General features: G+C 45.7%; 17 protein-coding genes, 1 tRNA gene and 1 riboswitch. Of the genes, 1 reads left to right on the top strand and 17 read right to left on the bottom strand.

Going from position 1 to position 17,239, the window contains the following annotated elements:
• Positions 1–35: 35 nt before the first annotated feature.
• The 12 genes from ACQCV8_RS06270 to ACQCV8_RS06215 form a co-directional block, all read right to left on the bottom strand.
• Positions 36–1,052, bottom strand: coding sequence for a tyrosine-type recombinase/integrase (locus ACQCV8_RS06270; RefSeq protein ID WP_426843700.1), 1,017 nt, complete (start codon positions 1,050–1,052; stop codon positions 36–38).
• 163 nt (positions 1,053–1,215) lie between these two features.
• Positions 1,216–1,289 (bottom strand) — tRNA-Arg (locus ACQCV8_RS06265).
• 134 nt (positions 1,290–1,423) lie between these two features.
• Complete coding sequence (locus ACQCV8_RS06260) at positions 1,424–1,936, bottom strand: metallophosphoesterase family protein (protein ID WP_426843699.1); 513 nt, start codon at positions 1,934–1,936, stop codon at positions 1,424–1,426.
• 13 nt (positions 1,937–1,949) lie between these two features.
• On the bottom strand, positions 1,950–2,546 hold the full coding sequence (locus tag ACQCV8_RS06255) for an XTP/dITP diphosphatase (RefSeq protein ID WP_426843698.1): 597 nt from the start codon (positions 2,544–2,546) through the stop codon (positions 1,950–1,952).
• A 4-nt stretch (positions 2,547–2,550) separates the two neighbouring features.
• Positions 2,551–3,309: a ribonuclease PH gene (gene rph, locus ACQCV8_RS06250; RefSeq protein WP_426843697.1), complete on the bottom strand. Its 759-nt coding sequence runs from the start codon at positions 3,307–3,309 to the stop codon at positions 2,551–2,553.
• 114 nt (positions 3,310–3,423) lie between these two features.
• Positions 3,424–4,494, bottom strand: coding sequence for a GerMN domain-containing protein (locus tag ACQCV8_RS06245; protein WP_426843810.1), 1,071 nt, complete (start codon positions 4,492–4,494; stop codon positions 3,424–3,426).
• A gap of 233 nt (positions 4,495–4,727) precedes the next feature.
• Entirely contained in the window at positions 4,728–5,546 is an 819-nt protein-coding gene (gene racE / locus ACQCV8_RS06240) for a glutamate racemase (RefSeq protein WP_426843695.1), read from the bottom strand.
• Between the two features lie 9 nt (positions 5,547–5,555).
• Positions 5,556–6,002 carry a MarR family winged helix-turn-helix transcriptional regulator gene (locus tag ACQCV8_RS06235; protein ID WP_426843694.1) on the bottom strand — a complete coding sequence of 149 codons (447 nt, stop codon included), beginning with the start codon at positions 6,000–6,002 and terminating at the stop codon, positions 5,556–5,558.
• A gap of 250 nt (positions 6,003–6,252) precedes the next feature.
• The gene (gene gerE / locus ACQCV8_RS06230; RefSeq protein WP_155111459.1) at positions 6,253–6,477 is read right to left on the bottom strand and encodes a spore germination transcription factor GerE; all 225 of its coding nucleotides are present in this window, start codon (positions 6,475–6,477) and stop codon (positions 6,253–6,255) included.
• Positions 6,478–6,829: 352 nt separating this feature from the next.
• Positions 6,830–7,591, bottom strand: coding sequence for a succinate dehydrogenase iron-sulfur subunit (gene sdhB, locus ACQCV8_RS06225; RefSeq protein WP_426843693.1), 762 nt, complete (start codon positions 7,589–7,591; stop codon positions 6,830–6,832).
• Positions 7,588–9,351: a succinate dehydrogenase flavoprotein subunit gene (gene sdhA, locus ACQCV8_RS06220; protein ID WP_426843692.1), complete on the bottom strand. Its 1,764-nt coding sequence runs from the start codon at positions 9,349–9,351 to the stop codon at positions 7,588–7,590. The genes sdhB and sdhA overlap by 4 nt, the downstream gene beginning before the upstream one ends.
• Before the next feature lie 32 nt (positions 9,352–9,383).
• Entirely contained in the window at positions 9,384–9,992 is a 609-nt protein-coding gene (locus ACQCV8_RS06215) for a succinate dehydrogenase cytochrome b558 subunit (RefSeq protein ID WP_426843691.1), read from the bottom strand.
• 536 nt (positions 9,993–10,528) lie between these two features.
• Between ACQCV8_RS06215 and ACQCV8_RS06210 the strand changes: the two genes are divergently transcribed.
• Positions 10,529–10,984 (top strand): YslB family protein, encoded by a 456-nt coding sequence (locus ACQCV8_RS06210; RefSeq protein ID WP_426843690.1) that lies wholly within the window; start codon positions 10,529–10,531, stop codon positions 10,982–10,984.
• Positions 10,985–11,142: 158 nt separating this feature from the next.
• Here the strand turns inward: ACQCV8_RS06210 and ACQCV8_RS06205 are convergent, their stop codons facing one another.
• The 5 genes from ACQCV8_RS06205 to ACQCV8_RS06185 form a co-directional block, all read right to left on the bottom strand.
• Positions 11,143–12,372 carry an aspartate kinase gene (locus tag ACQCV8_RS06205; RefSeq protein WP_426843689.1) on the bottom strand — a complete coding sequence of 410 codons (1,230 nt, stop codon included), beginning with the start codon at positions 12,370–12,372 and terminating at the stop codon, positions 11,143–11,145.
• A gap of 118 nt (positions 12,373–12,490) precedes the next feature.
• Positions 12,491–12,670, bottom strand: a riboswitch (Lysine riboswitch).
• Between the two features lie 65 nt (positions 12,671–12,735).
• Positions 12,736–14,508, bottom strand: a complete 1,773-nt coding sequence (uvrC, locus tag ACQCV8_RS06200; protein WP_426843688.1) for an excinuclease ABC subunit UvrC — start codon at positions 14,506–14,508, stop codon at positions 12,736–12,738.
• 259 nt (positions 14,509–14,767) lie between these two features.
• Complete coding sequence (trxA, locus tag ACQCV8_RS06195; RefSeq protein ID WP_155111453.1) at positions 14,768–15,082, bottom strand: thioredoxin; 315 nt, start codon at positions 15,080–15,082, stop codon at positions 14,768–14,770.
• A 331-nt stretch (positions 15,083–15,413) separates the two neighbouring features.
• Positions 15,414–16,391, bottom strand: coding sequence for an electron transfer flavoprotein subunit alpha/FixB family protein (locus tag ACQCV8_RS06190; protein ID WP_426843687.1), 978 nt, complete (start codon positions 16,389–16,391; stop codon positions 15,414–15,416).
• 50 nt (positions 16,392–16,441) lie between these two features.
• Complete coding sequence (locus ACQCV8_RS06185) at positions 16,442–17,215, bottom strand: electron transfer flavoprotein subunit beta/FixA family protein (RefSeq protein ID WP_426843686.1); 774 nt, start codon at positions 17,213–17,215, stop codon at positions 16,442–16,444.
• Between the last annotated feature and the right edge of the window lie 24 nt (positions 17,216–17,239).

The raw sequence follows: 17,239 nt of genomic DNA, 5'->3' as shown, positions 1-17,239 counted from the left end.
ATAAAACCCCCTGCTATAAATGCAGGAGGTGCATATTACAAAAAACCCCTTAGATTATTAGCAACTTCCTCAACATCTAAGTCCAGATACTGAGTTGTGACAGCTAGATTAGAGTGTCCTAATGCTTTAGAAATTAATGCAAGGTTTGCCCCTTTTTCTAATAAAGTCTTTGCATAGCCCCTTCTAAGGGCATGAGGATTAATGTTTTTTAACCCATATTTTTTAGCATATTTATTTAGCTGTTTTGAAATAGCATTATTTGTAGACTTTGTATTAAGAGAAGTTCCTTTGTAACCTATGAACAAGTATGAATTTTTCTGCCCATAGTATGCTCTAATTTTATTGTTCTGATTAATAAGCACCTTTAGCAAATGTAGTAATTCATCATCAAGAGGCAACTTTAAAATTTTGTGGTTCTTTAGAATTGTTCCCTCCATACAGAGCACCTTATTGTCAAAGTCAATATGCTTCTCTTGGAGTTGCCCTAGTGTGTTAATTCTTATACCTGTTCTATAGAGGGTTAAGACTGCCACAGCATCCCTTAAACCAATAAAGGTATTCAAGTCTAACAAAGATAGTAGAACCATAACATCATCTTTCTTAGCACCTTTTTTTACCTGCTTATCAACTTTAATATTAATGCCATGCCAAAACTTTGAGCTGAACCATCCATTATTAAAACACTTACCTAGTATAGCCTTTAGACATTTTAACCTTGTCAGTTTAGTCTGATTAGAAACAGCCATTGAATTAAGCCAAAGATATATCTTATCTGTTGTAATATCTTCAAGATATTCTACATTTGTAGCCTTCCTAAACTGTTCCATGTAGGTTACATAGTCCCTCATAGTTCTATCTCTGTACCCGCTCACTGTCATTTGCTGAATAATTATTTGCATAACACTTTCTAGGTCTCTGCCATCTTTCTTACTCGCTGCAATTGTTGTAGATGACTTAATACTTGATACTTTTTCCTGAATACCTGTAGCAGTTCCTTGTTTAAACAGATTAATGTCTGCATCTACCTCAAAGATGCTTTTTTTCTTTGTCATACTGTCTCCTCCACTGTGAAAAATATGTTGGAGGTAGCAGAACTTTTACTAAAATATATGTAGGCATAAAAAAGAGATACTACCACAGTGTTCTAATCTGCGTTAGTATCCCTTATCTGTCCAAAACCCTGTCATATCAAGAGTTTAGACTGTAAAACTGTGACGTCCCAGGAGAGATTCGAACTCCCGACCGTACGCTTAGAAGGCGTATGCTCTATCCGGCTGAGCTACTGGGACATGATCTTTTTAGCAGCTAATTGGGTGTTTCGTTATCAGCGACAAGATTTATTATATTTTCTTTAGATAATAAAGTCAATAACTATTGGAACTTTTTTTATGGAAAAGGAGGAAAGCTCTCCTCCTTTTCTATTCTATGCAAGAGAATAGGATTTTTCCAGTTCTTTTATAGGGTTTCCTTCCAAATCATAAAAGTTTACATCGGCACGCTGCTGATCTAATTGAATTATAGCATACGACCTTTCAGGACGCACCCGCGGCAGCCGGAGACTCCCCGGGTTAATGAACAAAATATTGTCCGTCATTTCTGACCCGGCTATATGAGTGTGGCCAAAGCAGGCAATTTGGGCTCCTGCTTCCCGGGCCTTATCCTTAAGCGTCATGAGTGAGGATTTCACTGAATGCAAGTGTCCATGTACGATAAGGAAGCGGTGCGGACCTGCTTCTTTCAAGAGCTCTTCTGGGAGCCTCGCGTCGAAATCACAGTTTCCCCCGACGATCCACATGGAGCCAACGGCCGGATCGTCTGCCTGCAGCTCAGAGTCTCCACAGTGGATCACAGCCGATATTTCGTCCTTGTGGCGGTCTGCTACTTTGGCTACTTCCTCAGTCCATCCGTGGCTGTCGCTCATAATCAATACCTTCATCGCACTCTCTCCCTTAAAAATACTCCCCAATCAGCTGATCCAGTTTCTTCAGGGCATTCGCCCGATGGCTGATTTTGTTTTTTTCTTCTGAAGAAAGCTGAGCCATCGTCACACCTTTATCCTTAACCATGAAGATCGGGTCATAGCCGAATCCATTCTCCCCTTCCGGCTTTTCTGTAATAAACCCTTCAACCGATCCTTCGACCGTTTTGGTTTCTTTTCCGGGAGCCGCAATAGCGAGTGCACATCTGAAACGGGCTGTTCTCTGATCCTTTTCAACCTCTTTCATGTTCTCAAGCACTTTCGCGATATTGGCTCCATCGTCTTTTTCTTCCCCTGCATAGCGGGCAGAATAAATGCCCGGATCTCCACCGAGAGCATCGATTGAAAGTCCGGAATCATCTGCAATAACAGGCTTACCGGTAAGCCTAGAGATGGTTTCTGCTTTTAAGATTGCGTTTTCTTCAAAGGAATGCCCCGTTTCTTCTACATCCGGAAGGTGTGTGAGTTCATTCAGCGAGGCAGCCTGCAGGCCCTTTGGTTCAAACAGCCGTTTGAATTCGGCTGCTTTTCCTTCATTCCGCGTTGCGATGATAATGGTTTGGCTCATTTGTTCATCCCTCTTTCGCAAGATTTTTGACAATATGAGAGGCCCAATCACCAAGAGCTGATTTTTGATACTCAATTAATGTATGTATACCCTCTTCTGCAAGATCTAACATTTGGTTGAGCTGTTTTCTTGAAAAAGTTGCTTCTTCCCCGGTTCCCTGAAGTTCTACAAGCTCTCCCTTAGAGGTCATGACGACATTCATATCCACTTCGGCAGAGGAATCCTCCAAGTAGTTCAAATCAAGAATTTCTCCAAGCTCTGAATCCAATCCAACAGATGTCGCGGCCAGGAAATCAGTAATCGGAAGCTCAGCCAGCACATTTTTTTCTGTCAGCCTTCCCAGTGCAATCGCCATTGCTGTAAAAGCACCGGTAATGGAAGCGGTTCTGGTTCCTCCGTCTGCCTGAATGACATCGCAGTCAATCCAGATTGTCCGTTCTCCAAGCTTGTCGAGATCCACTACCGCTCTGAGCGCTCTTCCAATCAGCCTCTGAATTTCCATTGTGCGCCCTGAAATTTTCCCTTTCGAGGACTCTCTGATTGTTCGCTGCTCTGTGGCTCGCGGCAGCATGGAATATTCTGCAGTAATCCAGCCCTTCCCCTGCCCTCTCATAAACGGCGGCACGCGGTCTTCCACACTAGCGTTGCAGATGACCTTTGTATTGCCTACACTTATTAAGACAGATCCTTCAGGGTGTGTTATAAATTCTGTCACCATTTCAACCGGTCTAAGCTGATTATTGCTTCTCCCGTCATTTCTCATCCGTAAAACCTCCATCACTAACGGGCCAAACGAACGGCCCGCAACAAATAAAAGGCAGCCCCATAACAAGTCTGCCTCTTTTCTTACCTTATTTAGTATATCAAATATTCGCTTCTAAAAACTACCGGTGTTCACATTTGCAGGACGCGCTACGGGTTTCGACAATTTTTCTCCCTTTTCATTCGTCAGATCCGCCTTGCCATCCACCGTCAGCGCTACCGTTTCTACGCCCTCCTGCTCCGTAAGGGTGAGCACAAGTGAGTTGAGCACATTTTCGGAAATAACCTTTTTCTCTTCATCAAAACTCCCGTAAATCGACTTATTGAAATCAAGCGTTACTTTTCCATTTTCATATTTTGGCTCACCATTCAGCTTAACTCCGCCCTGAAATTCATCCAGAAGCCCGCTTGTGCTTGAAGGACCTTTCAGAAGCTCTGAAACGGCAGCCGTGATCGGATCTTTTTCCGTATTGTCTACCCTTCTTGTAACAGGCACGTAATAGGTTCCATTCTCATTTTGGCCTAGGAAGTAAACGGTTAGCGGGTGAGTATTGGTAATGTCGGTGACATCTGCTGTATCTAAATTGATCCCATCCACTCTGCTCAGATCCTCTGAAATGGGTGTTCCGTTGACCGGCATTTCGTTCAGCGGATGGCCATTCACCCAAATTTTCACTTTTTTAACCGATTCAAATTGAGTGAGGGTATAGGTGACGGACTGAAGGATCTTCAGTTCATCCTCGCGTTTATAGTTGGCAAATTCCTTTGAGAAATCGGCTACAGCCGTCCCGTCTTTAATGGTAACCCCCAGCACTTGAGTCTCGGCAGGCAAAACGGCTCTAAAGCCATCTGGAAGCATGTTGCTGACCGGTCCTCCATCCACCAGGTATTCAAGAACCTGCTTGGCTGCCCCTTCATGCTTTGGAAGAGACAGAGCCTGAGAGACGACCATGCCGTTTTTGTCTATTAAATAAAGATCTCTCGTAACCGTCTCCACATTTTCCTTGCCCGATTTCGATTCTGCTTCCTTTTTTCCTTCAGCGTTTTTTCCATCCGTATAGGTGACATCCTGCGGCGGATCCACTTCCTTGACCGCTTGCTCCCCTCCACCGAATAAGCCGCAGCCCGACAAGATAACGGAAGTAACAGCAATAGCGGAAACAGCAATGGCCAACTTTTTATTCATAGGCATGAAAAATCCCTCCTGAGGCAGTTTGTACTACTATGTATACGAGCCCCGGATTATTTTATACCGCCATTCAGGAAGATTTTATACAGCCTGCATTTTCGATTCCTCTTAGCTGCTGATTTCCATAGCAGGCATTCGCTTTCAAAAGCCAGCAAGGAGTATCACGATTGTCACTCCAATCAGCAGGTGCTGCAAAATTTAATAAAAAAAATCCCGGACATCCGGGATTTTCAATAGGACTGCAGTGCTTTTTCAAGGTTGATGGTATGAACGCTGCCCACCGGCTCGCCAAACCATTTTTCAGCAAAGGACTGAAACAAGCCGTGCGGACCTGTCGTTAAAAACTGATGCTGCTTCTGTCCGTCTGATTCATTTAAAGCCTGGCTGTAAGACAGAATGGTGCTTACTTCCCTTGCCGTTTCATCCCCGGAGGAAATGACCTTCACCGAGGGCCCCATGTACTCTTCTATGAGCGGCCTCAAAATCGGGTAGTGGGTGCAGCCGAGGATCAGCGAGTCGAGCGACAGGCTCCTCAGCGGCAACAGGGACTGCTTAACAATCTCCCTCGCCAGCTCTCCTTCATAATTCCCGCTTTCCACCAGGGGAACAAATTCAGGACAGGCTGCACTCTCAACGGAAACGGACGCTTTTAACGCTTTCAGCGCCTGTTCATAGGCGCCGCTCTGAATGGTATTGTTTGTTCCGATGACGCCGATATGCTGATTTTTCTTCAGCTTTATCGCGGTTCTGGCACCTGGCTGGATGACTCCGATCACCGGAATGTCCACTTGTTTTTTAATTTCCTCAAGCGCAATCGCCGTTGCCGTATTGCATGCGATTACGAGCATTTTAATCCTGTGGGCAGACAAAAGATACTTTGTCATCTCCCACGTATATTGCAGAACTTGAGCTTCTGGACGGGGTCCATATGGACAGCGCTGGCTGTCTCCTAAATAAATAATTTCTTCCTTCGGCAGCTGCCTCATGATTTCTTTAGCTACCGTAAGACCGCCAATGCCTGAATCGATAACTCCTATCGGTCTATTCAAAAAATCGCCTCATTCTTCATTCATTTCCAGCTGCAGTTTAGTCAGTAAACGCTCAAACGTGAGCCTTTCTGATGAATCAAAATGGACAAGAAGGTCACTTAAGTACTCCTGCCTCTTCTTAATCACTTCTTCAATGATCCTCGCTCCCTCTTCAAGGAGATGCACCCTGACAACTCTTCTGTCATTCGCATCCTTAATCCGGATGACAAGCTGCGTCTTCTCCATCCGGTCCACGAGGTCGGTTGTCGTACTCCAGGCAAGATACATCCGTCCTGCAAGTTCCCCGACCGTCATATCTCCGTGATCAAGAAGCCATTGGAGAGCTACAAACTGAGGTGGAGTTATATTATATTGATTAAGGATCTCTCGTCCTTTTTGTTTAATGTTCCCTGAAATCCGCCTGAGCGATTTTTCAATATCCGCTACATGGCCAGCTTCAAATGTTGGTTTATTCATCGCGCCATACCCCGCTCATCCGCATTAGGAAACAGCATTACGCCATATCCCCTAGTTATTTTCCTAGTTTTCTGCAGAAAATGCAAGGATTGAGGAAAATTCATGAGCAGGGATTTTTCTGCAGGACTGGACTGGAGCAGCCTTTTTCGAGGGCAATCTTTAATTGAAAACCATCCCGGCTGGAGAACGCTTTAAGAAAAGATTAAATGAAAAAACCGGCGGTCCCTTATGCAGGCCTGCCGGCAATTTTTCAGAGCTCTAGTTCTCCCATACGCAGGAGCTCTACAACCGCTTGTGAACGCCCCTTGACTCCAAGCTTTTGCATCGCATTTGAGATATGGTTTCGAACGGTTTTCTCACTAATGAAAAGCTCTCCAGCTATTTCTTTTGTTGTTTTATCCTGTACCAGTAATTCAAATACTTCTCTTTCTCTTTTCGTGAGCAGTGGCTTAGATTGAAATTCGTTGTCCTTCAATTATTGTAACCCTCCTTGCTAGGTGAGAGCTGCTCTTGCACATGGGTATCCGATTAGTCAACATATAGTATGTGCTTTCAGGCATAGCGGTGACTGAATTGCTGATGAAAGCAGGGGAGGATGCGTCCATTTTTCAAAAGTTGGCTCCGGTATACCCGGCAGCTGATTTCTGCTGCAGGCATTCGCCTGCACATCCCGCCACTCTCCCTAAGGGTCCACCTTTAATCAAAATGAAAAAGAGCCGGGAATCCGGCTCTTTTACTGTCTTGAAGAAGCTCATTTTTTAATAAAGCGGTCACTTTGCGCTTTAATCCCTTGAAAGCAAGAAAAGCGCTAAGGCAGCCGGGGTGCGTTATGCCTGGTCGCTTCCAAAGAAATTGCGGAATGCCTGCAGGTTTGTATCTCTGTTAAGTGCTGCAATAGAGGTTGTCAGCGGAATGCCCTTCGGACACGACTGCACGCAGTTTTGGGAGTTTCCGCAGTCTGCAAGTCCTCCATCACCCATCAAAGCGTCTAGGCGTTCTGATTTATTCATAGCTCCGGTAGGATGAGCGTTAAACAAGCGAACCTGCGAAAGCGGAGCCGGTCCGATGAAGTTTGATTTGCTGTTAACATTCGGACATGCTTCCAGGCAGACGCCGCATGTCATACACTTCGATAACTCGTAGGCCCACTGACGCTTTTTCTCCGGCATGCGGGGTCCCGGACCAAGATCATACGTTCCATCAATCGGAATCCACGCTTTCACCTTTTTAAGGGAATCGAACATTCTGCTTCGGTCTACCTGAAGGTCGCGGATGACCGGAAATGTTTTCATCGGCGCAAGGCGGATCGGCTGCTCCAGCTGGTCGACAAGTGCTGTACACGACTGCCGAGGCTTGCCGTTGATCACCATGGAACAGGCGCCGCATACCTCTTCCAGGCAGTTCATATCCCAGTTTATCGGGGTAGTCGGTTCCCCTTTTGCATTAACGGGATTACGTCTGATTTCCATTAGAGCCGAAATTACATTCATGTTCGGACGGTGTTCAAGTTCGAACTCCTCATCATAAGGAACTGCATCCGGAGATTCCTGACGTGAAATCACAAAGCGAATGATTTTTTTCTCACTCATGCTTTTGCTCCTTTCTTCTTGGAATAATCCCTTTTTCTCGGAGTAATAAGAGATGTATCTACTTCTTCATAATGCAGAGCCGGAGCTTCATGGTCGCCCACGAATTTAGCCATCGTCGTTTTAAGGAAGTCTTCATCATTCCGTTCAGGGAAATCAGGCTTATAGTGAGCCCCCCGGCTCTCATTTCGGTTATAGGCTCCAAGTGTTATGACACGGGACAGGCTGAGCATATTCTTCAGCTGGCGGGTGAAAGCAGCCCCCTGGTTGCTCCATTTTGCCGTATCATTTATGTTAATGCGTTCATAGCGGTGCATCAGTTCCTGAATCTTCTCATCTGTTTCCAGAAGCTTATCGTTGTAGCGGACAACTGTTGCGTTCGCTGTCATCCATTCTCCAAGTTCTTTATGAATCACGTAGGCATTCTCATCTCCATCCATGCTCATGATGGAATCCCACTTTTCCTGCTCTTCCTTCTCGTGGCGTTCATAGACGCTGGATGGAAGATCTTCTGCAAATGATTCAAGTCCCTGTGCGTATTTCGCAGCACTTGGACCTGCCACCATTCCTCCGTAAATAGCGGAAAGAAGGGAGTTGGCACCAAGACGGTTTGCTCCGTGCATGGAATAATCGCATTCGCCTGCTGCAAACAGTCCCGGGATGTTCGTCATCTGATCGTAATCCACCCACAGTCCGCCCATGGAATAGTGAACGGCAGGGAAGATTTTCATCGGAACTTTGCGCGGATCATCCCCCATGAATTTTTCATAGATTTCGATGATTCCGCCAAGTTTAATATCCAGCTCTTTCGGGTCTTTATGGGATAAATCGAGATAAACCATGTTTTCCCCATTGATTCCAAGCTTCTGATTTACGCAGACGTCGAAGATTTCTCTTGTAGCGATATCCCTTGGCACAAGATTTCCGTAAGCCGGATATTTCTCTTCTAGGAAGTACCATGGCTTCCCGTCTTTATATGTCCAGACACGGCCGCCTTCCCCCCTTGCGGATTCACTCATGAGGCGAAGCTTATCATCCCCCGGAATCGCGGTCGGGTGAATCTGAATAAATTCAGCATTGGAATAATAGGCACCCTGCTGGTAGACGATTGAAGCAGCAGAGCCCGTATTTATGACAGAGTTCGTGGATTTGCCGAATACAATTCCAGGTCCGCCCGTTGCCATAATGACTGCATCGGACCGGAACGATTTGATTTCCATGGAGGACAGATTCTGAGCAGTAATCCCGCGGCAGACCCGGTCATCATCCAAAACGATTCCAAGGAATTCCCAGCCTTCGAACTTTCTGACAAGCCCTGCCACTTCATAGCGGCGGACCTGCTCATCCAGTGCATAAAGCAGCTGCTGGCCGGTTGTAGCGCCCGCAAAAGCTGTTCTGTGATGCTGAGTTCCCCCAAAGCGGCGGAAGTCAAGCAGTCCTTCAGGGGTACGGTTAAACATGACGCCCATACGGTCAAGAAGATGAATGATAGAAGGAGCAGCTTCACACATTGCTTTTACCGGAGGCTGATTCGCCAAAAAGTCTCCCCCGTAAACCGTGTCATCAAAATGCTCCCAGGGGGAATCCCCCTCACCCTTTGTATTCACCGCTCCATTGATGCCGCCCTGTGCGCACACTGAATGTGAACGCTTAACAGGAACGAGTGAAAAAAGATCCACGCTGACTCCCTTTTCGGCAGCCTTTATAGTAGCCATTAAGCCGGCCAAACCGCCGCCGACGATTGTAATCCGATTGTTGTTCATCTAGCCCACTCCCTTGATTGACGTTTCCTCAATTAAACAAATGCAAAGATGGAACTTACTCCTACGTAAGCAAGTGCAACAAACACAGCAAGTGTTACATAGGTTGAAATCAGCTGGGAACGAGGTGTAACCGTAATTCCCCAGGTTACGCAGAAAGACCAGAGCCCGTTTGCAAAGTGGAACACTGTGGAAACAACACCCACCACATAGAAAGCGACCATTGCCGGATTGCTAAGAATATTTTCCATCATTGAAAAATTGACCGTCGCTCCGAATGCAGCGGCAATTCTTGTTTCCCACACATGCCATGCAACGAATACAAATGTAACAATGCCGCTGAACCGCTGCAGGACAAACATCCAGTTTCTGAAATAGCCATAGCGGGAAGCATTATTTTTCGCCGTAAAAGCAATATAAACACCATAAATAGCGTGGAATAATAGCGGCAGGAAAATGATAAATGTTTCTAAAACAATCCTGAATGGCAGGCTCTCCATAAAATGAGCCGCCTCATTAAATGCTTCTTCTCCTCTAGTCGCAAAATTGTTGACAACAAGATGCTGAATCAGGAAGATTCCTACAGGAATAACCCCCAGCAGCGAGTGCAGTCTGCGCAGCGCAAACTCCTTATTTCCAGCCATAATTCCTTTACCCCCTAATCAATGATAATCTGTAGTTTTTATTGGGTTTTCTCCTATCCCCATTTTACAGTCTGGAGCATGGGAGGGCTTTGTCATGGCAAGCTATTAAAATAGCATTTTATCCAACCTTATTTCCCAATATGCTGTCATAATTCTCTCGCCCGGATGATCAGGGAGCATGACTTTGAATCTGGCAGTTCTGCATTGGAAACTTTTGACTAAACCGCCGCTCCATCATAATTATAAACTGATAAAATGTGACAAATTCATTTTACTCCTAACATAATAGAGCGTCAAGAAAACGTGTTCATAAATTATAATTTTCGGAATTATTTTCGTTCTTCACAAAATTAACTTTATTACTATATTGAAATGTGAGAGAAAATATGCTTAAGAGCTTAGTATGGCAAGAAGGAATCATTTCTTGCCCTTGGCCTCTCCTAATATGGAACCCTCTTAAGCCCGATCTTCCTTTTATTTCATGTTAATAGCCTACGGTCTTGATATATAATGAGCATAGAGAGAGGGGAAATGAAATGAAAACGACACGTAATCAAGTAGAGGCTGAAAAGTATGAGGAGCTGTCAGTCCCTGCTTTTGGCCATGAAATGCTGCGGGAGATCCTTCTTCCCGAAATCCTTGGTCAGGAGTATCCTTCTTTGCTTTACTGGGCCGGCAGAAAGCTTGCAAGGCACTTTCCGCTGGAAACTGCAGAAGAGCTTCCCCGTTTTTTTCTTCAATCCGGATGGGGGACACTGACACTCTTACATAGAAAACAGGGAGAAATGGAGTTTGAATTGACCTCCGACCTGATCCTGACCCGCTTTCAAGCTCAAAAGGAGCCATCCTTCCAGCTGGAGGCCGGTTTTCTGGCAGAGCAGGTTCAGACAATCGGGAAGCATGCGGCTGAGGCCTACGAGCAGGTAAAACGCCGCTCCGGCAAGGTAATCTTGACCGTTAAATGGGATAAAAAGGACATGATCACAGATTGACCGGAAGCCATGATTTTTGGATCCCGGCTTAACCTGGCTGTCTGTAAAGCAAGGGTGCACCTAAAGGAAGAGCCCGGGAATGCTTGGTGAATAAGCATTCCCGGGTTCTTTTTTGTTCGTGCTTCGAACAGGATGAAGATGTCTTTTGATTCTGTTTATTAAACCGGCGCCTTTTTGCCGGATAGCTCGAATGCTTCATGAAGCGCTTCAACTGCCCTCACCATATCATCCTGCTCAATTACAGTGGATACCTTAATTTCAGAGGTGCTCACCATTTTCACTTCAATGCCCTCCTTGGCGAGCACCGAAAACATCCCTGCCGCCACCCCGGGATTGGAAACCATGCCGGAACCGACAATGGAAACTTTGGATAAGCCTTTTTCCGATTCAATTTTCTTGAACCTTAATTTTTTCTTATGAGTCTCAAGCACATCGATCGTTTCTTCCAGATCATTTGTTTTTACTGAGAAAGAAATCGTGCCGTTCTCTTTATCTGTCAGACTTTGAATGATGATGTCCACGTTTACCCCATGCTCCGCCAGTGTCGTAAATATAGTCGAAAGGGTGCTTAAATCATTCGGCAGGCCGCAAACGGACACTCTTGTTACCTGGTCCTCAAATGCAATTCCTTTAACAATTAAATTTTCTTCCAATGCACTTTCCTCCTCAATAAGCGTTCCCCGCTCGCCCTGCATACTGGAACGCACTTCCAGTGGAACCTGATAATTTTTTGCAAACTCTACTGCTCTTGGATGAAGAACACCCGCACCAAGATTCGCCAGCTCCAGCATTTCGTCATAGGATAGGCCAGCAAGCTTTCTTGCTCCTTGGATATAGCGGGGATCGGTCGTATAGACCCCTGTCACATCGGTATAAATGTCGCATTTATCTGCCTTCAGCGCCGCCGCAAGGGCAACAGCTGTTGTATCTGAACCGCCTCTGCCCAATGTTGTAATTTCCCCGTTTTCATCTCTCCCCTGAAAACCTGCTGCCACAACGATTTTCCCCCGGGTCAGCTCTTCTGTAATGCGGTCATCTTCAATGCGGGTTATGCGTGCATTTCCATGCCGGGATTCAGTGAAGATTCCCGCCTGGCCTCCGGTCAAGGAAACGGCTTCATAGCCCTTGGCCTGGAGAGCCATCGCTAGTAAAGAAATCGTGATCTGTTCCCCTGTAGTCAGCAGCATATCCATTTCTCTTTTGTCCGGCTTCGATGAAAGTTCCCCCGCAAGCGATACGAGCTGATCGGTTGTTTTCCCCATGGCCGAAACGACGACCACCAGGTCATGGCCATTTTCTTTTTCCTGGATTACTCTTTTTGCAACATTCAAAATTCGATCTGCAGATCCTACGGATGTTCCTCCAAATTTTTGTACGATCAGTCCCACGTTATCGCTCCTCTAGGTCAATGGTATATCGCAAGTTCTTTCAGATAAGAGCCCAAAATAAAAAGCAATGGGATGCCCCTCCCATTGCTTGCATAAACGAAAAAATTCTCCGCCCATACAATGAGATAGCTCTCCAAGAATAAAAATCTTGACAGCCCTGCATTTATTCAATGCAAAACCAGAAGAATCAGCAATGGCACCTTTTCCTCTTCGGCGGCGCTCCCCTTTCGGCATACATAAACGGAAAACCATTTTCCTGCTTATGCCTACTATTGAAGTCCGCACCTCTATCGTCATTTAACGAACTAAACGACCTGATTAAATTAGTTTGTATTCTATCAGAGGATTTGGAAAAGCACAAGTCTATTCTTTTAGCTTTTCATAGATCAGCTCTGCAGCCGCATAAGGAACACCGGCTTCTTTAATCTGCTCAACGGTCGCTTCCTTCATTTTTTTAACAGAGCCGAAATGCTTCAGCAGCATCTTCCTCCGCTTTTCCCCGATGCCGGGGATTTCATCCAATATGGATTGAATCGCGTTTTTTCCGCGGAGCTGTCTGTGGAACGTGATCGCAAAGCGATGGACCTCATCCTGAATCCGCTGCAGCAGATAGAACTCCTGTGAGCTGCGTTCGAGCTGAACAAGCTCAAGCGGGTCTCCAATCATCAAATTGGAAGTTCTGTGCTTATCATCTTTTACAAGGCCGGATACTGGTATTTGCAGAGACAGCTCATTCTCAAGAACATCTTTTGCTGCAGAAATCTGCCCCTTTCCTCCATCAATCACGATAAGATCGGGAAGAGGAAGGTTTTCTTTCAATGCACGGGAATACCTTCTCCGGACCACCTCTCTCATGGACTCATAATCATCAGGCCCGGTAACAGTCCGGATTTTATACTTACGGTACTCTTTTTTGGCCGGTTTCCCATCGATAAAAACAACCATTGCGGAAACTGGATCAGACCCTTGAATGTTTGAGTTGTCAAACGCTTCGATCCGGATTGGCACGGCGATTCCCAGCTTATCGCCGAGATTCTCGATGGCCTTAATTGTCCGCTCTTCATCCCGCTCGATTAACGAAAATTTCTCGCGGAGTGCAATTTTCGCATTTTTGTGAGCGAGCATCAGCAAGTCCTTCTTCGCACCGCGCTTCGGCTGGACCGCGCGCACATTCAGAAGCTGCTCCGCCAATTCCAGATCAGCGCTGTCCGGAATCATGATTTCCTTCGGCAGGAAATGATTGCTCTGCTGATAAAACTGGCCCAGGAATGTCAGAAATTCTTCATCCGGTTCATTATAGATTGGAAACATCGAAATATCCCGTTCAATCAGCTTGCCTTGCCGGACAAAAAATACTTGTACACACATCCAGCCCTTATCAAAAGCATAAGCAAACACATCCCGGTCCACAAAATCCGTCATCGACATCTTCTGCTTCTCCATTGTCGCTTCAATATGGACGATCTGATCCCTGTACTCCTTTGCCCGCTCAAAATCCATAGCCTCTGAAGCTTTATACATCTTATCGGTTAAATCCTTTTTAATCTCCTTGTACCCGCCGTTTAAAAACCGGCTGATCTCCTCAACCATTTTCCGGTTTGTTTCTTCCGTTACTGTATATACACAAGGGGCAAGACACTGCCCCATATGGTAATACAGGCAGACGCGGTCTGGCAGAGTGTTGCATTTCCTCAGCGGATACAGCCGGTCCAGCAGCTTTTTCGTTTCACGGGCTGCCTGGACATTTGGGTAAGGGCCGAAATATTTCCCCCGGTCTTTTTTGATTTTCCGCGTAACAATCAGCCGAGGATGGCGTTCACCGGTTATTTTTATAAATGGAAAGGACTTATCATCCTTGAGCATCACATTATATTTTGGATCGTATTTTTTAATCAGATTCATTTCTAAAATAAGGGCTTCGATATTAGAGGACGTCACAATGTATTCAAAATCCTCAATTTCATTGACAAGCCTTTGCGTCTTCCCGTCATGAGAGCCGCTGAAGTAAGAACGGACACGGTTCTTTAATACTTTGGCTTTCCCGACATAAATAATGGTCCCCTGTCTGTCCTTCATGAGGTAGCAGCCTGGCTGATCGGGAAGAATGGCTAATTTTTCTCTGATTTTGTCTTTCATATAACCACTTCCATCCAGTCATTTGCCTTATATTGTACGATATATATAGGAAAATTACTAAGAATAGCGCTGGAAACAGTGTCAGGCGCAGAGTATTGGCCCGAGGAGGCAATTTCCGATCAGATACCGGTGGTGTCGGAAAAACGGACGGCAGCGGGAATGGCGCCCATCTTCTACACGAGCGGTTCCCCATGATGCAGCCCTCCTGCAAGAAAATAAAAAAACCAGACCAATAAATCAGCCTGGTTCCTTATTTCAATTAAGCGTGTTTATTAAGTAATTCAGCAAGAGCTTCTTTCGGCTGATATCCAACCGCTTTATCCACTACTTCTCCATTTTTGAAAACGAGAAGAGTCGGGATGCTCATTACGCCGTACTTACCAGCAGTTTCCTGGTTTTCATCAACATCAAGCTTAACGATTTTCACTTTGTCACCCATGTCTTGGTCAAGCTCTTCCAGTACTGGGGCAATCATTTTGCAAGGTCCGCACCATGGAGCCCAAAAATCTGCAAGAACAACGCCTTCTCCAGTCTCAGCAGAGAAGTTTTGATCCGTTACGTGTGAAATAGCCATGTAGAATTCCTCCTAAATCTTTAAGAATATGCACTTAGTATAGCACCTTCCTGTAAGGCGTGCTAAGATTTTGCCTCGAAGTCATTATACCCAATCCTAGCAGGAATAACCCGGTTCGGTACTGGTATCGCTTGACGCGCTGGAAGGGGACTGTATTAATTCTTATCTTCCTTAAGGTATACATATGTATGCGTAAGCTTGTGCAATTACACCTTCGACATCAGACCGTTTTTCCTGTCCGCTTGAAATCGGGTGAATGATCCTTCCTGACACAAGGTTTAAATAACATTAGAGCCCCCGCAAACAGGCTTTTTGCGGGGGCTGCACTGGCTTATGAATGAACTTTAAGCTTTTTAAACTCTTCGGTCAGCAGGGGGACGACCTCAAACAGGTCCCCGACAATGCCGTAGTCCGCTACTTTAAATATATTGGCTTCTGGATCCTTGTTGATGGCAACGATGACTTTGGAGTTGGACATTCCAGCCAAGTGCTGGATGGCTCCGGATACGCCGCACGCAATATAAAGGTCCGGCGTGACCACTTTACCCGTCTGGCCAATTTGAAGGGAGTAATCGCAATAATCTGCATCACAAGCTCCGCGGGATGCCCCGACAGCGCCCCCTAAAACATCTGCCAGTTCCTTAAGCGGATTAAAGCCTTCTGTGCTCTTAACGCCTCTTCCTCCCGCAACAATCACTTTAGCTTCAGAAAGGTCTACTCCCTCCGTTGCTTTGCGGATCACATCTTTAACAATTGTGCGCAAATCTTTAATATCGGCTGCTGCTGTTTGAACCTCACCTGATCTGGATTCGTCTTTTTCAAGCGGGGCAATATTATTCGGACGGATTGACGCGAAAATCATGCCATCCGTTACGATCACTTTTTCAAATGCCTTTCCGGAGTAGATAGGGCGGGTAAAGACAATATTGCCTCCAGCCTCCTCTACGTTAATCGCATCCGAAACCAGTCCCGTATTTAGTTTTGCTGCAATTTTAGGCGAGAGATCCTTTCCGAGGGCAGTATGCCCAAACACCATTCCTTCCGGATTTTCCTGCTCTATGACCGTCATCAGAGCCTGTGAAAACCCATCCGGTGTGTAAGCTGAAAGCTTCTCATTTTCTACAGCTATGACACGGTCCGCACCGTATTGAATCATTTCTTCCCCAAGACCGGATACTTGATTCCCTATAAGAACAGCTACAATTTCTCCGCCCTCCGCAACAATTTTCCCGGCAGCAATCGCTTCGAAGGATACATTTCTCAATGACTGATCTCGTGATTCTCCCAATACTAGAACTTTTCTTGCCATTTTCATTTCCCCCTATTTCTCCGTATTCCCTTGCCTGTCATGAATTCCAATCAGATGACCTTAGCTTCGTTCCTAAGCAGGCTGACAAGCTCCTTAACCTGCTCGTCCAATTCCCCTTGAAGGACTTTTCCAGCTTCTTTTTTCGCAGGCATAAAAATTTCAATTGTTTTTGTTTTTGGTTCAACATCGTCCTCTTCAATGTCCAAATCATCCAGCTCCAGTTCATCAAGCGGCTTCTTTTTCGCCTTCATGATGCCGGGCAATGACGGATAGCGAGGCTCATTTAATCCTTGCTGTGCCGTAACGAGCAAAGGAAGAGCTGTTTCGATGATCTCAGAATCACCTTCAACATCCCGTGTAACAGTTGCTTTACTGCCCTCAATCTCAAGCTTTGTAATGGTTGTTACATAGGAGATATCTAGCAGCTCCGCAAGACGGGGGCCAACCTGTCCCGAGCCTCCATCGATGGCAACATTTCCTCCTAGAATCAAATCTGCATTTTTGTCCTTTAAATATTCCGAGAGAATCTTGGCAGAAGTGAACTGATCTCCATCCTCCAGATCATCTTCCGTATTGATCAGCACAGCTTTATCGCATCCCATCGCCAAAGCTGTACGAAGTTCCTTCTCAGCCTCTTCCCCGCCAATCGTTACAACGGTTACCTCGCCGCCCTGGGCGTCTCTGATCTGAATAGCTTCTTCAATCGCATACTCGTCGTACGGATTGATGATAAATTCTGCTCCATCCTCTTGGATTCTTCCGTTGCTGATGGAAATTTTTTCTTCTGTGTCAAAAGTCCGTTTCATCATTACAAAAATATTCATTTCTCCATCCCCCTGTTTCGCATG

The sequence above is a fragment of the Metabacillus sp. 84 genome, from assembly GCF_050107715.1.
In the GTDB taxonomy this organism is placed as follows: domain Bacteria; phylum Bacillota; class Bacilli; order Bacillales; family Bacillaceae; genus Metabacillus_B.
The sequence above is the reverse complement of the archived record's forward strand: the minus strand, read 5'-3'. Positions and strand labels throughout refer to the sequence as shown.